Here is a 15376-nt window from a genome sequence, read left to right on the forward strand (position 1 = left end):
TATATTTATTGTCTAAAGTATAAATCTTCCTTATCAAAAGCCCAACTAAAGCGACTTTCAACCAAGTAGCGTGAATTGCCAGTCATGTGTGAAACTATGTTATAGTGGATTCAAAATGTTAGGAGGAAGAGTATGCTGAAAATCGGTATTATGAGCGGTGCTTCGATCGTGCCACGTGTTGTGGAAGGGATCAAAGAAAGTGGCGTGGCACAAGCTGTAGCGATTGCGACACGTCGCTTAGAAAAGGCGCAACAGTTAGCCACAGAGTTAGGCATTCCAAAAGCGTATGGCAGTTACGAAGCGTTACTTTCTGACAACGAGATAGAACTGATTTATATTCCATTGATCAATCACTTGCATTTTTCAGCCGCGAAAGCCGCGATCCAAGCAAAGAAACATGTGCTTTTAGAGAAGCCTTTTACGCTACATTCGGAGCAAGCACAAGCACTCTATGCCTTGGCTAAGGAGCACAAGGTTTTTCTCATGGAAGCACAAAAAGCCCTATTTCTACCTGCGATCGAAGACGTCAAAAAAACCATTGCATCAGGAAAAATCGGTCAAGTAAAATTAGTCGATATTCGTGATGCTCGACCGGGTTCTGAAAAAATCCCTTGGTTTTGGAAGATGGAACAAGGAGGTGGCGTATTGATTTCCAACGCCTCTTACCCATTAAGTGTCAGTCAATATTTATTTGGTACAGGATTTGATGAATATAACGGCTTATGTGTAGAACATGGAGAAGATCTGACGGATGAAGAGTGTATGGTCAACCTGAAGAAGAAAGACCTTTTCATCAGTTTATTCCTTACGACAAAAATGGATTTTACTAGTACGTATACCATCGTTGGAGAAAAAGGCACGATCATCATCCCTAACTATTGGAAAACAGACCATTATACGATCCAGATGAACAACGGAGAAGTGTTAACAAAAGATTTTCCAATGGATAGTGAATTTGTCTTTGAGATCCGTCATGTCGCCGATTTACTTTCCTCAGGTAAGAAGCAAGATACGGTGGTCGATCCAAACATGACGATTACAAATGTTCAAGTCGTTGATGATCTTTACCATAAGTGGTTTGGGAATGATTGGAAAAACGTGAGGGGATAACCGCTTAGAATAAAGGATCATCAGATTAATAGTAGAATAGTAGTCACATTTTTGGCAATATGCTAGAGTAAGAATAAAAAGGTGAAAGGGGAATTGTATGGTTGATTGGTTACTGAAGCTAGAACCTTGGCAGCAAGCGTTGACGGGTACGGCGTTTACTTATTTTATGACTGCGCTTGGGGCTGGCTTAGTTTTTTTCTTTAAAGAAATCAAAAAAGATGTACTCAATTTGATGTTAGGTTTCGCTTCGGGTGTGATGATCGCCGCCAGTTTTTGGTCTTTATTAGATCCGGCAATCACAAAAGCAGAAGAAAATGGTGATATTGCTTGGCTTGTGGTGAGTATTGGTTTTGGGCTAGGGGGATTATTTTTATACATTGCCGACAAAACCTTACCGCACATGCATTTTGGTCCAGCACACGAAAAAGAAGGCTTACCAACACATTTAAAACGCACGATTTTGCTTGTCTTTTCCATTACCTTGCATAATATTCCAGAAGGTTTAGCAGTAGGTGTTGCATTTGGTGCAGCGGCAACTGCAGATAATCCAACGACTGCGGTGCTAGCAGCGATCTCTGTGGCGTTAGGGATTGGTATTCAAAACTTTCCAGAAGGTGCGGCTGTTTCGATTCCTCTCCGACAAGAAGGATTAAGTCGAACAAAAGCCTTTGTCTATGGGCAAGCTTCAGGAGTGGTTGAACCGATTGCTGGAGTCATCGGGGCAATCTTAGTGACAAAAGTTGCAGTCTTACTGCCTTATGCCTTAGCTTTTGCTGCGGGTGCAATGATTTACGTCGTCGTGGAGGAATTGATTCCTGAAGCGCAACAAACACTTTCAAGTAAACGACACTATGCAGTTTTTGGTGTTATGACTGGTTTTATTATCATGATGATCTTAGATGTAGCATTAGGGTAAATGATATATCATTTAAAAGAGTAAAAAAAAGAGACAGAAATTTTCTGCCTCTTTTTGTTTTTCATTTAGGAAAATAGTATTAGTAATATTTTCTTTGTTGTGTGGTGCGAGTGATCCAACGGACTAACAAAATCGCAATGGCTGCCGGAATCAACAATTTAATACCTAACCATAATAAACCACTGATCACGCCAACGAATAGATTGAGGACAAAGCTAGCTACGACGAAACCTACCACTAATAGAATGATTGTTTGAAACGTATTTCTTTTTTGCATGATGATCGCCTCTTTTCTCGTTTGATAAACTTCTCAATAGAAGTTACGCTTGCTGTTTTCTATATAGTAAGTATAGCAAGGATTGATTGACTTAACCTCCACCCAGAGCCCGATTTCTACTTGCTACTTTGGTGTGAAAAGGTTGCTTTTTTGCCCTTATTACGAATAAAATGAAGCGAAAGGAGAGGAAAGTCATGCCGAAAAATCGACTAGAGGCCTTTACAGACGCCGTGATTGCTATTATTATGACGATTTTAGTGTTGGAGCTACATGAACCACACTCAGATACCTTGGAAGCGCTAGTTGCACTTGCGCCACGTTTTTTTATTTATATCATTAGTTTCTTTACCCTGGGCATTTATTGGAATAACCACCATCATTTGTTTCAAGCCGTCCACAAAGTGAATGGGCGAGTGCTCTGGGTGAATAGCTTTTTTATTTTTTTCCTGTCGCTGTTTCCATTCGTTACTTCATGGATCAGCGAATACAGTAACAGTCTTGTCCCTGAAATGACCTATGGTATAGTGATATTAGGAGCGAATCTCACGTATTATTTGTTAGCAAGGACATTAGTTGCCTCAGAGGAAGACGAGAATGCATCTATCAAAGAGTTGTTTGGTAATTATCGTAAATCCTACGTATCTATTGGTTTGAATGTCGTGGGATTGATTCTCGGATATTTGATCGCGCCCATCGCCGTATTAATAGTCAATGTCTTGATTTTGGTTACTTGGTTGATCCCAAGTCGTAAAATTGAAGCATACTATCGCTAGATACTTGAATAACATAGTCAATCAAAAGACACAGAATAGTTAGGAAATACTTCTTTCCTGTTCTGTGTTTTTTTTGTATGCTTTTGACTCGTTTAACGATTATAAAAAAATTTAACAGAAACATAAGTAAAAAATAAAAAAACAATCGAATTTTTTAGGCACAATGATAGTTAAAGAGGGATGCATATGAGAAAACGAAAAAAATTTTATCCAGCAATCATAACAAGTTTTATTACCGTACTTATTTATGTAGAGCAATCGAGGTGTAATTTGCTCGTTCTCCTGTTGTCAGTTTTACTTACTGTCATCGTCACGCTTAAAGGATAGACGATACAAAGAAGTAAACAAACTTGAGCTCGATCGGTCACAAGGTCAAAGATGACGGATTTTGTGGACAAATAGAAAGAGCTAATGAGTTATCCACAGTGGATAACTCGTTATTAGATCAAAAATTTAGATAACAAGCACATTTATTTTTTGTTGTTATTTTAAATAACATAGATAAATAGATACTAAAGGATGGACAGATATTCGTTGGAACTCAAAAAAAAAAGCAAACTGAAAGGAAGAGGAATTTCTTCGTTTCAGTTTACTTTTTTGTAGTATAAATATAAATCTATATTTACCCCCGTAGGGTATGTCAGCGTGTGTTGTAAGGTTCTCCTTCAATGGATACATTGTTTTTATAGGCAAAGTAGCGATCATTTTTTTTCGCAATGCCAAATGTATCAGAAACATGAATGTTTTGTGGAGAGAATTTTATTGCTGGAATCGAGAACGATTGCTCTTTTGGATCAGTTACTCTGATTTCAAACGATAGTTCATTTTCATCTTCTTTTGTTAGTACGATATGAGGTGTATCATTAAAATTGATTTCTGTTACTTCGTAGATGCCTAAAAAATCGACCGAGTCACCAATGCTTTTCAATAACTGATTTTTTGTAGGAACATATTCCATTTTAATTTCGTCTGTTTGGATCATTTCAGCTTTGGAGGTAACATCTCGAACAGGAGAATTCAAAAAATGAATAAAAGAAAATAAACCGACACATGCAAACAAGCTACTGATAATTAAAATAATTTTCTTCATTTTCCTTACTTTTTGTCCTTTCTGTGTTCTCCAACGTATATGTCTGATGTTAAAATCAAAAAAACTTTATGTAACAATAAATTTTAATTTTTTTTTGTTATTAAAAATGATTTCTTTCATAGTATAAATTTAAAATACAAAAAAATAAAGCAGATTTCACAAATTCTTTGACTAGATGAAAAGCTTTTAATTTTAGATAGCTAAAACTATCTATATTATTACAAATAATGGTGGTTATTATTAATTAATTATAATATTTAATTAGTTATTTAATGATTGATGGGAATTTCTGTCTGTTTAAGCGATGAAAATTGGTGTTATACTAGATAAAGTAAATTCGTTTAAATTTTTCTCTGGAAAACTCTCCTTTTACTTCTAATAGTTGATTTCTTTGATACTTCTTATAATAGACAAGACATCCTTAAGGCGAAAACGATTTTTATATACATTTCAAAATAAGGAGGTTTTTTATGGTTAAATCTTATTTTACATTTAACAAAATTCAAGAAAATCCATTTCGTATCATGAATCTGATGGTGCTAATCTTTCTCGTTTTATGGATCGGTTACATCAATCATAATTTTTTGATTTCAAGTTTCTCTTCTCTAGGTATCTTTACCTTCTTTTACTACCAGAACATTCCGATGAAGCAATTACTAAAGCGCCTATTTTTGATTGGTTGCGGTCTATTACTGGCTTTTACATTAGGGCTATTGTCGACGTATGTCATCTGGCTTGAACCATTTGCTGTTGGAGCAGTTGCTTTTTTCAGTCGGTTTATTTTGCGTTTGTTCCATATTTCTAAACCAGGGGGCTTATTTTTTGCGATGTTAGCGGCTATGGGAACGAGTATGTCCGTCCCATTTTCCCATTTGCCGACAGTAGCTTCTTTTTTCTTTATGGGTGTTGTGTTTGCTTTGATTGCTGCATTTCTAACGAAAAAAATGGATTCACGCCCGGAACAGGAAGTGGTAAAGGTATCCTTGAAGGAGCGTTTTCACCAAGAACCTTTAGTGATCATTGATTCGATTTTTTACAGCGCTGCACTATTCCTTTCCGTTTATGTGAGCCATGGCTTGAACATGAAAAATCCTTATTGGCTGACACTGTCTTGTGCCTCGATTTTATTAGCTGAGAATTTAGATGCGATGAAACATCGGCAAGTGCAATATTTGATTGGTTCGATGTTAGGGTTGTGTTTATCGGCTGTCTTATCACTGATTCCTTTTTCCCAACTTGAAACGATTTTTTTAATTACATTTCTTTATGGTATTTCTCAGTTTTTAGTTGCTCGAAATTATGCAGTGGCGAATATTTTCTTGAACCCCATGGCATTGATGCTTTCGACATTAGTCAGGAACACGTACTTGATCTCATTGATCGAGTATCGTTTTATTGGTATCGTCATCGGTAGTTTCATTGGTCTAGGTGTAGCCTGGGTAATGAATATCGGTCTGCAACATTACTTAGCAGTTGTGAAAGAAAAATATGAAACATAACAAAGAAAGGCGGTCACGACAATGAAGTCGGATCGCCTTTCTTTGTTCGTTACTAAAGCTGTTCCCCATTGGTTTCAATCACTTGTTGGTACCAAGCAAAGGAATCTTTTTTCAAACGTTGTAAGGTTCCTTTACCGGTATTATCTTTATCGACATAGATCATGCCATAGCGTTTTTCCATTTCACCACTGCCAAAGCTGACGATATCGATGATTCCCCAAGGTGTGTAACCAATTAATGGTACGCCATCTTCAACTACTGCTTTTTTCATTTGTTCGATGTGTTCTCTTAAATAATTGATCCGGTAGTCATCATGGATCTCATTTGAATCAGTTAACTGATCGTAGGCACCAAAACCATTTTCAACGATAAACAGGGGGAGATCATAACGCTGGTACACCGTATTCAATACATAACGTAACCCAACAGGATCAATCGGCCAGCCCCAGTCAGAAGCAGTAATATAAGGATTTTTAACTAGTTTTGCTGAAGGAATATCTTCTGTTTGTCTGCCCTCAACATCGGGAAGAGTTGTGATCGTTCCCGACATATAATAGCTAAAACCGATATAGTCAACAGTTCCTTGACGTAAAATTTGTCGTTCTTTCTCGCTAATATCGATTGTGAGCCCTTTTTGTTCCCAATACTTTTCTGTGTAGGTAGGGATTTCTCCGCGTACATGGACATCACTGTAGAAGAAACGACGTTCATTTGCTTTGACTGAAGCAATCATATCTTCTGGCGCACAGGAGTAGGGATAGATTGGAACGTAAGCCATCATACAACCAATCTGAAAATTGGGATTGATCTTTTTCCCTTCATTGACAGCCCAAGCACTGGCAATCAGTTCGTTGACCCCTGCTTGGAATACTAAGGCCTCTTTCTCTTGGTCATCTTCAATGATCATGGCTGAATTGGTCCAAACATGAACGGGCTCTTGTCCGTCCGCCTGATTATTGATTTCATTGAAGGTCATCCAGTAAGTTACTTTGTCTTTGTAACGGTCAAATACGCACTGAGCAAATTTAACAAATAAAGGAATGACCGCTTTATTGGCAAAGCCACCAAAATCTTCATAAATGGCATAAGGAATCTCAAAATGAGACAACGTAACTACCGGTTCGATCCCGTTTTTTAAGCATTCATCAAAAAGATCATCGTAAAATTTTAATCCTTGTTCATTCGGTGTTTCTTCTTGACCAGTAGGAAAGATCCGACTCCATGAAATGGAAGTGCGTAGACATTTTAAGCCTAGTTCTTTAAATAATTGGATGTCTTCTTTGTAACGATGGTAAAAATCAATGGCCTCGTGGTTTGGGTAATATTCACCTTCGACGACTCCTTTAGTGATCTTCCGCGGAATCCCATTTCCGCCAGCAGTCATAACATCAGCGATACTCGGACCTCGTCCATCAATATTCCAAGCACCTTCTGCTTGATGAGCAGCAATTGCGCCTCCCCATAAAAAATCTTTGGGTAACTCTCTATTCATACAAATTCCTCCTAAGTTTCAGTGATTCTCAAGTTATATCTCTGTGCGTTGTGCGCGGTTGGAAGCCATGACAAAAGGTAGGTAAATCAAAACGGAAATCGCTAAACAAAGTACGCCTATTACAATTCCCATGATATTCCCACCAGTTCCTAAAAACAAATTGATGATCCCTGGTGTGGTCCAAGGTAAACCAATCGCTGGTGATGGCATGATTGGCCAGACGACTGTGACGAAGTAACCGACCAGAATATTGACCATCGGTGTTAAAACAAAAGGAATGATCATAATTGGATTTAAGACGATCGGTAGTCCAAAAATCATCGGCTCATTGATTTGGAAAATACCTGGTACAAAAGATAGTTTGGCGATTTCGCGATATTCAGGGCGTCGTGAAGCAATAAAAATCGCAATGATCAAACCTAAGGTCATACCCGTTCCACCCATGTTTGCAAACATATCATTCAAGATGCCCCAAGTTTCCTTGTAAGGGACATCCCATAGCGAACCACCATCATTGATGAATTGGAGATTGGCTAAGTCTTGCTCGGTAAAAATCGCTGAACGAACAGCATTCAATGTGTTTGGACCATGAATACCAATAGAAAATAGCAGTGTCTGAATAAAAGCTAAGAGTAGGACACCAAACACATTCCCACCTAAGTCACGTAAAGGTGCTTGGATACCGGCATAAATCAACTCGTTGATTCCTTCAGGCGCGATCATCAAGACGAAGAAGTTGATCAAAGCTGACATAGAAACAACGATAATGATTGGGATCATCCCAGAAAAAGAGCGAGAAACAGCTGGTGGAACGAGTTCAGGCATCTTGATTTGTAATTTCTTGACTTTGAATAATTTCGGTAAGAATTCGCCAACCAAGCAAGCGACAATCATCGCAACGAATAAACCTTGAGCACCCAAATATTGCGTCGAGATGACATTCATTTCATCGACTGCAAAAGAAGTAGGGTAAAAGATCATAAAGCAAGCGACACTAGTTAGCCCAACTAAGGTTGCATCAGCTTCGAAATGTTTTGCCAAAAGCTGAGCGACTAAAAAAGCAATAAACAAACTCATGATATTGATTGTGCCATTTGCTACAGAAGCAAGGACTTGTTGTGCACTTTCTAAATTTGGAAAGATACGTGAAAGTTGAAATAATTGCACGATAAAACTGTCTTTTGAAAATAAAATATTATTGACTAGGATGACTAATGAAGAAGAAATCGTCAATGGAAAAATAAGCATGAATGCATCTCGAACGGCTGCAATATGTCGTTGGTTGTTTAACCGTGTTGCAATAGGTACAAGACTTCGATCTAATAAATCATTGAATTTTTGCATAAGAATAACACCTTTCGCTATATGATGGATTCATTATAGCGAAAGGTGTGAAAGAAAAGTAAGCGCATTCTTATTTAGGATAAAAATTTGGAACAATGAAAATTATTTCGTGGTAGGAACATAGTGTTCCAAATTGAGTGGTGAATCATTCATCCTCTAAATAACCGATCAGTGTTTCAAGGATCGCCATGGAAGGTAGCTGACTAGTCAAATCAAGAAAGATGTCTTTCCGTTCTTCTTTAATGGCATAGTCAATTGAGTAATCACACAATTGGGCCAATGAACTTTCTTTATGAGCGGTAATACAATACTTATGCACGCTATCCGCATGAGCTAAACCTGAAATTACTTCGATCAGTTCTTTTGTTTCACCTGAAACACTCAAAAAGACTAACGCATTTTTTTGATCTGGACGCAAAAAACTACGAATGGGGTAAGTCAGTTCATCTAAGCTAATACAAAAGTAACCGATATTCGCTAATTTTCGTGCCACATATTGCGCTAATGCTCCCGAAGCCCCCATGCCCATAAATAGAATAAAATCAGCTTGACGCAATGTTTTTGCCATTTTTTTGATTTGATATTCAATATCGGGATGAAAAATCGTCATGTTCAACTGATTGATTCGTTCTTCTAACATTAATTGCTTGTCATCTGTTTCATAATGGGCTTTTTCCAAATGATTTTTAATATAAAAACGAAATTCCGGAAATGAATCAAAGCCGACTTTTTGGATAAAACGAAAGACAGAGGTTGACGAAACATGCGCATCCGTCGCAATATCTCGTACCCGCATATAAGGTATTTTCTCAAGGTTATTAACGATAAAGCGATAAATCTCTTGTTCAACGGCAGACAATTTATTTAAGTTAAGACTTTCAAAGATAGCCATGTGTTTACCTCAAGATTCTTTTTCTTTAGAGTATAGCACGATGGAAAGGGTTTTTCTAAAAAAATTGGAAATGGCATCGTGAGAAGACTACATATTGAACCGCTTCTCTAGTTTTTGTTTGTGGTGATGAATGATTTCTTCGAAGGATAGGTCATATTTATCAGCAAGAATCAGAACATTATCTAAGACATCACCCAATTCCTCCATCAGATTTTCCTTGTAAAAATCAATTGTTTGTATAGATTCATCCGGACGATCCCGACCGATTTCGAGACTTCGAACCGCTCTTGAAACTTCGCCAACTTCTTCAGTTAAAAAGCCGATACGGATAAATGGATCGTAGTCGTACCACTTTCTTTTTTTATAAAAATCAAGCACCCAGTCGTTGTATTCTTTTATGTTCATGTTGAGGTTAACCACCTTTCAATTATATAATAGCATAAGCTGAAAAAAATTTGGAAGGGGTTTCGGAAATGAACATTGCAGTCTATTGCGGAGCAAGTAAAGGGAATTCTCCAGAATTTGAACGAGTAACGAGAAGCTTAGGTGAGTGGATCGGGAAGAATGAGTATCAATTGGTTTATGGTGGTGGAAATGCTGGTTTGATGGGGATTATTGCTGATTCAGTACTAGGATCTGGAGGGAAAGTGACAGGTATCATGCCTGACTTTTTGGCAAAACGAGAACTAGCAAAAAAAGATGTCACCTCTTTGATGATCGTGTCGTCGATGCACGAACGGAAACAAAAAATGATTGAATTATCAGATGTGTATATTGCACTGCCCGGCGGTCCTGGAACCATCGAAGAAATTACTGAAGTAATCTCTTGGGGGAGGATCGGGCAACATGTCAATCCGTGCGTGTTAATGAATCACAAAGGATTTTTCGATCCTTTAAAGCAGCAGTATCAAGCCATGGTCAATCAAGGCTTTTTAACAAGAGAAGACTTCGATAAAATTTTGTTTGCGGATGCGCTGACAGAGATCCAGCCTTTTGTCGAACAGTATATTCCGCATAAAATCAGGGAGTATAAATAAGCATAAGAAAGCATGAATGAAATCCTGCTTTTTACAAATTGAATGTAATTTCAATGAGTGAAAGTATATTTTTTTTCTAGATCAATCATACTTTTTTGGACTGTTGCATGTTAAATTATAGGCACAGAAAGTGAGAGGGGTTTCTTTATGCGTAAAAGAGTGTTAGGTATATTGGTTTTATCATCTTTATTTTTAGGAACGGCAACAGTTCAAGGGGAAGAATCTGTGCCAGAAAAAGAAGGATATCGATTAGATTTTCACGATGAATTCAACGGGGATGACTTAGATAAAAGTAAATGGACAGATCGTTATTTGTCCCATTGGGCAAACGATCCGGAAGAGGCACAAGCCAATTACCGTTTTGAAGATGGTGCATTAGTTGAATATATTGAGGAAAATCAAAAAGCATGGGCACCAACGCTAGATAAGGATAATTATGGCTACGGAACTACTGGAGTTAGGTCTAGTGCGATACAAACATTCAATAAAAATTGGATTCATAATTTTAGCGGTTCTCAAGAATTGATGTCACCGATCCCTGATGACGAACTTATGTTAGGGGACGAAGAAACTGGGGGTTATGCTACCACCTATGGCTACTTTGAATTACGTGCGAAATTAAGTAAATCTTTAGGCGGTGGTCATCAAGCTTGGTGGCTAGTAGGGATGCAAAATGATACAGATGATTGGTTTAATTCGAAGGAAACAGGCGAAATAGATATTATTGAAACATTTTTTGATTACTCAGAAAATGTTCAACGACCAGTTGGGACAAAAGGAATCACAGAAGAGAATCGTAAAAAAGGCATCTGGCAAGTTTGTACATTTGGCTGGAACGATCCTTTCTTCTCAACCTCATGGACAGACAGTACGACAGCTACACTTGGAGGAGATGAAGCGGTAGTTCCAGGCAAAGTTGGGCTAGAAAGTTTAACGAACGAATATCATACCTATGCTTTAGAATGGGAACCAGGTTCACTAAAGTTTTATTTTGACGGAGAGTTGTTTAGAACGATCAACCAAGCACCAGATTATCCAATGGGAATGATTCTAAATATCTATACAGATTCAGGATCTGGTAAACATGACGATGTATTTCCCAAAGAATGGGCCATAGATTACGTAAGAGTGTATAAAAAAGATGGTGGGTATGAATTACCGAAACAAACGTTAAAAAATCGTGAAACCGGTTTGTATATCCATCTGGATGATTCTTCAGATAAAGTGTTGTTGTCAAAAGAGCAACAGGAAATGTCAAAATGGGAGATCATTCCGAAGGGTGAATATTTTCTTATTAAGAACGCTCTAACAGGGGAATTGCTGCATGTAGAAAATCAAAAAGGTTTCGTAGAACATGGCGATATTGAAGAGACCGCCTACAGCGCACAGTGGAAAAAAGAAACAGTAGAAGGCTATACACGACTCGTGAATCGTTGGAAACCTGATCAAGTCATTCATACAGAAAATGACTTGGGCTATTTAGAAGCAAGCGACGTCCATTCAGGAGCCTGGAAGAGCCAGTGGTTATTGCAGTGAATAATTAACGACAGCTTCACCAAGCAGATAAGTTCAGTATGCACTTGTATATTGAGCTTATCTGCTTTTTTTATAAGAGATAAGTTTTTCTATCATTTTTATGTGTAGCGATTGATCAAGTACTCCATCAAATTTAAAGAGTTCCCAAAAAAGTAGTTAAGGCTTTGATTTTCATAATCAACTCCCGTGTTTTCACGATCTACAATAAACGATAAATCGCTTTGTTTTACATAAGTACTGTTTTTCGTTGCAGTGATTGCAATGACATTTCCACCATAGTTTTTACATTCCTTCATTTTGATCAATCCACGTTTATTCTCACCAGATTGAGAAAAGGTAATTAAAGTATGCGGAGTTTCATCCGAAACAAGGCTGATTTCTACCCCTTCAAGATCAATAGCATATACTTTTTTCAGTAGTAACTTTCTGTATGAATAATCAACTAAAAATTGGCAAAAACCTTCACCGAATAAATAAATTTTTTTTGATTCAAAGGCCTTTTCGAAGTAACTATCAATGGTATCCCAATCTTGTAGTGTTTGAACAAATGGTAATGGCGTTTCTTGCTTTTTTTCAATCACAGAAAATTCGGTTTTCAAAAAAAAGATCATTTCTTTGTAATTATTAAACCCTGCTCGCTTAGCCAGGCGGCTAATGGATGATTGCGATGTAAAATTTTCTTCTGCAATCGTTTTGATCTCGCTGTTCTCTTTGTTTTTTACTCGTTCAATCATACTTTCGATGATTTGTTCATCTTCATTCCGTAAATTACTATTTGGAAATAAACGATTACAGTAGTAAATATTTGCCATATCTAATCTCCTCGTCTGAAAGTACTTTCAAAGTAAGAAAGCTCAATCATCTTATTTTAAAAGCATTGTATGCGCTATCTTGATAAATTATACTACATACATAAACAAAGTAAATGACTTAATGAAAGTAATTTCTTTAATGAAAGAGGATAAAAAATGAAAAAAATCATTATTAATGCAGATGATTTTGGCTATTCGCCTGCTGTAAATTTAGGTATTATTGAAGCTTTTAAAAATGGTGTACTCACTTCTACTACTTTGATGGCAAATATGCCTGGCTGTAATGAAGCGATCCAATTAGCCAAAAAGCATCCTGGACTTGGTGTGGGTGGGCATCTGGTATTAACTTGCGGAAAACCTATGCTTTCAGGCTCTTCCCTTGTTGATGAGCAAGGAAACTTTTTTAATTTGAATGAATATCAAGAGAAGCGAAATGAAATGGAGGATTCTGAAATATTTGATGAATGGTGTGCCCAAATCGACTATCTTCTGAATAACGGTATGAGCTTGACTCATTTGGATAGCCATCATCATGTGCATACGTTCAGTGAGAACTACGAAATTACAGCAAAAATTGCCGAGAAATATCAATTATGTTTTAGAAACGCATTTGAGCTGGAAGACAATCTAGCACTTCCTTATCAAAAATCAATTACTGGATTTTTAGATTTAATGGATTCTCAAGAAATCCGTAATTTAGAAGCTACCTTTGCATCGAGGAAGAAAGAGTGTTTAAGCGAGATACAAGTCGTCTTAAACCAAGTAGAAGAAGATCAAGTAACGGAGTTGATGGTTCATCCAGCTTATGTTGACGAAATCCTTTATTTTCATTCTTCTTTTAATGTACAAAGAGTAAAGGAAGTAGTTATCCTCTGTTCATCTGAGTTAAAGCAGCGATTAGAGAAACAAGGTTTTGCCTTATATCACTATGGAAATATTCAGTCGTGATCAACTGTTTTCATTGGCTGAAAGCTTCAAATAATCTTATAAAGGGGTAGAAGAAGATGCGGGAAAAATTTATGAAGTCAGCAAGTATATTTTCGAAAGCCATTATCCAACCAGTCATGTTTATGGCAGTGACTGGAATCATTCTTTCGGTATGTGCCATTCTCAGTCTAGAGATGATGCCAACATTCTCGAAAAACGTCGGAAATTTTGTTTATAGTATTTTGTCTGGAGGAATGATTGGTCAACTAAGTGCTATCTTTTGTGTCGGAATAGCAGCAGCTTTAGCGAAACCAAAATACAAAACTGATGCTGCAATTTTGGGCATTATTACTTACTTAGTTTTTCTATATGCAAACAATGCTTGGTTAACAGCGACCAACACATTAGCTGAAGCTGGTGAACAAGGGCTGTATGGTACTGGACAAGGGCTGGTCTTTGGTATTCAGGTGACAGATATGGGGGTTTTTCTAGGAATTCTGCTTGGGGTATTTGTTGGATTTATGGTGAATCGCTTTGGTGAAATCAAACTGCATAAATACCTTTCACCTTATTCAGGCACAAAGTCAGTTTATATCCTGATTGTCTTTGCTACGATTCTATTTGCAATGGGTATTACTTACGTTTGGCCAATCATCAATCATCTGGTTGAGGCAGTGGTAGGGACAACGACTACCGCAGGCGCTGTTGGTTTTTTCTTCTATGGGTTCTTAAATCGGATGTTGTTACCCTTAGGATTACATCATTTTCTATGGATGCCACTATTTTATACACCACTTGGGGGAACAGCAGAAATTGCCGGAGAAATGTACAATGGGGCATTTAATATCTGGTTAGCTGAGCTAGGAAACGCAAGTCAGATTACATCGATGCATCCGTCAATTGGTTATTTAGCCAACTTCGGTTCTATTTCTTTACCGATTGGTATTGCTTTTGCTTTATGGAAAACAGCAAAACCGGAGAATAAAAAGAAAGTAGCCGGCATTTTGATTCCAACAGTTACTACGGCTTTTCTAGCTGGTGTAACAGAACCACTGGAGTTTCTATTCTTATTTTTATCACCTGTTCTATGGTTGGCTCATTCAGTTGTCTATGGGCTAAGTATGTTGATCACGAACTTAGTAGGTATCAGTATTCAATTTGATACAGGAATCAATATGATTATCAATAGTTTCGCCTTTCCAGCACATTTAGGGCGACAATATTTGATTCCGATCGTATTTATTGTCACAGCAGCATTGGAATATTTTGTATTCAAAACACTTATCGTAAAACTTGATATTCCGACATTAGGACGAGAAAAATCTGATGATGTAGAAGTAGCCTTGGAAGAGGGGAATTCTGAACAAGGGATAGATCTGCCAGCGTCAGCGACTACCTTTGATCCACAAATCCAATATATCGTTTCAGGTCTAGGTGGTCCAGAAAATATTGCAAGTATGATGAATTGCTATACTCGTCTACGGGTGGATGTGAAAGATGAAGCAAAGGTGGACATGTCTATCTTAAATAATAAAGTGAAATCATCAGGAATTGTTGATAAAGGGAAACATATACAGATCGTCATTGGTATGGGTGTTGAGAAAGAACGAGAAAAAGTTGAAGAATACTTAAACTATTTAACTAGCACACAAACACATTAAAAGAAGCTTG

General features: G+C 37.4%; 15 protein-coding genes. 8 read left to right on the top strand and 7 right to left on the bottom strand.

What is annotated here, in order from left to right; genetic code table 11:
* Positions 1–132: 132 nt before the first annotated feature.
* Together IGJ39_RS00090 and IGJ39_RS00095 are read left to right on the top strand one after the other, a co-directional pair.
* Positions 133–1110 (top strand): Gfo/Idh/MocA family protein, encoded by a 978-nt coding sequence (locus tag IGJ39_RS00090; RefSeq protein WP_019722682.1) that lies wholly within the window; start codon positions 133–135, stop codon positions 1108–1110.
* Between the two features lie 97 nt (positions 1111–1207).
* A complete protein-coding gene (locus tag IGJ39_RS00095) occupies positions 1208–2026 on the top strand; it encodes a ZIP family metal transporter (protein WP_019722681.1) in 819 nt (272 codons plus the stop codon).
* 79 nt (positions 2027–2105) lie between these two features.
* On the opposite strand, the gene IGJ39_RS00100 is transcribed toward IGJ39_RS00095, so the two are convergent.
* A complete protein-coding gene (locus IGJ39_RS00100) occupies positions 2106–2303 on the bottom strand; it encodes a hypothetical protein (RefSeq protein ID WP_019722680.1) in 198 nt (65 codons plus the stop codon).
* A 194-nt stretch (positions 2304–2497) separates the two neighbouring features.
* Here IGJ39_RS00100 and IGJ39_RS00105 point away from each other — a divergent pair, with 194 nt between their 5' ends.
* Positions 2498–3076, top strand: coding sequence for a TMEM175 family protein (locus IGJ39_RS00105; RefSeq protein ID WP_023518863.1), 579 nt, complete (start codon positions 2498–2500; stop codon positions 3074–3076).
* A 640-nt stretch (positions 3077–3716) separates the two neighbouring features.
* Here IGJ39_RS00105 and IGJ39_RS00110 read toward each other — a convergent pair.
* Positions 3717–4166 (bottom strand): hypothetical protein, encoded by a 450-nt coding sequence (locus IGJ39_RS00110; protein ID WP_019722679.1) that lies wholly within the window; start codon positions 4164–4166, stop codon positions 3717–3719.
* A 470-nt stretch (positions 4167–4636) separates the two neighbouring features.
* Between IGJ39_RS00110 and IGJ39_RS00115 the strand changes: the two genes are divergently transcribed.
* Complete coding sequence (locus IGJ39_RS00115) at positions 4637–5665, top strand: FUSC family protein (protein ID WP_019722678.1); 1029 nt, start codon at positions 4637–4639, stop codon at positions 5663–5665.
* 52 nt (positions 5666–5717) lie between these two features.
* On the opposite strand, the gene IGJ39_RS00120 is transcribed toward IGJ39_RS00115, so the two are convergent.
* The 4 genes from IGJ39_RS00120 to IGJ39_RS00135 all read right to left on the bottom strand — a co-directional run bounded on the left by IGJ39_RS00120 (position 5718) and on the right by IGJ39_RS00135 (position 9798).
* Complete coding sequence (locus IGJ39_RS00120; protein WP_019722677.1) at positions 5718–7157, bottom strand: 6-phospho-beta-glucosidase; 1440 nt, start codon at positions 7155–7157, stop codon at positions 5718–5720.
* Between the two features lie 33 nt (positions 7158–7190).
* Positions 7191–8501, bottom strand: a complete 1311-nt coding sequence (locus IGJ39_RS00125; protein ID WP_019722676.1) for a PTS sugar transporter subunit IIC — start codon at positions 8499–8501, stop codon at positions 7191–7193.
* Positions 8502–8646: 145 nt separating this feature from the next.
* A complete protein-coding gene (locus IGJ39_RS00130; RefSeq protein WP_019722675.1) occupies positions 8647–9393 on the bottom strand; it encodes a MurR/RpiR family transcriptional regulator in 747 nt (248 codons plus the stop codon).
* An 87-nt stretch (positions 9394–9480) separates the two neighbouring features.
* A complete protein-coding gene (locus IGJ39_RS00135) occupies positions 9481–9798 on the bottom strand; it encodes a MazG nucleotide pyrophosphohydrolase domain-containing protein (RefSeq protein WP_019722674.1) in 318 nt (105 codons plus the stop codon).
* 68 nt (positions 9799–9866) lie between these two features.
* Here IGJ39_RS00135 and IGJ39_RS00140 point away from each other — a divergent pair, with 68 nt between their 5' ends.
* Both IGJ39_RS00140 and IGJ39_RS00145 read left to right on the top strand, forming a co-directional pair.
* Positions 9867–10430: a TIGR00730 family Rossman fold protein gene (locus IGJ39_RS00140; RefSeq protein WP_019722673.1), complete on the top strand. Its 564-nt coding sequence runs from the start codon at positions 9867–9869 to the stop codon at positions 10428–10430.
* 147 nt (positions 10431–10577) lie between these two features.
* The gene (locus IGJ39_RS00145; RefSeq protein WP_019722672.1) at positions 10578–11966 is read left to right on the top strand and encodes a glycoside hydrolase family 16 protein; all 1389 of its coding nucleotides are present in this window, start codon (positions 10578–10580) and stop codon (positions 11964–11966) included.
* Between the two features lie 98 nt (positions 11967–12064).
* On the opposite strand, the gene IGJ39_RS00150 is transcribed toward IGJ39_RS00145, so the two are convergent.
* Positions 12065–12778 (bottom strand): MurR/RpiR family transcriptional regulator, encoded by a 714-nt coding sequence (locus IGJ39_RS00150; protein WP_019722671.1) that lies wholly within the window; start codon positions 12776–12778, stop codon positions 12065–12067.
* 156 nt (positions 12779–12934) lie between these two features.
* Between IGJ39_RS00150 and IGJ39_RS00155 the strand changes: the two genes are divergently transcribed.
* Complete coding sequence (locus IGJ39_RS00155) at positions 12935–13726, top strand: carbohydrate deacetylase (RefSeq protein WP_019722670.1); 792 nt, start codon at positions 12935–12937, stop codon at positions 13724–13726.
* 56 nt (positions 13727–13782) lie between these two features.
* Positions 13783–15366, top strand: coding sequence for a PTS transporter subunit EIIC (locus IGJ39_RS00160; RefSeq protein ID WP_019722669.1), 1584 nt, complete (start codon positions 13783–13785; stop codon positions 15364–15366).
* The last annotated feature ends 10 nt before the right edge of the window (positions 15367–15376 follow it).

Source organism: Enterococcus sp. AZ140, from assembly GCF_051714405.1.
GTDB lineage: Bacteria > Bacillota > Bacilli > Lactobacillales > Enterococcaceae > Enterococcus_B > Enterococcus_B pernyi.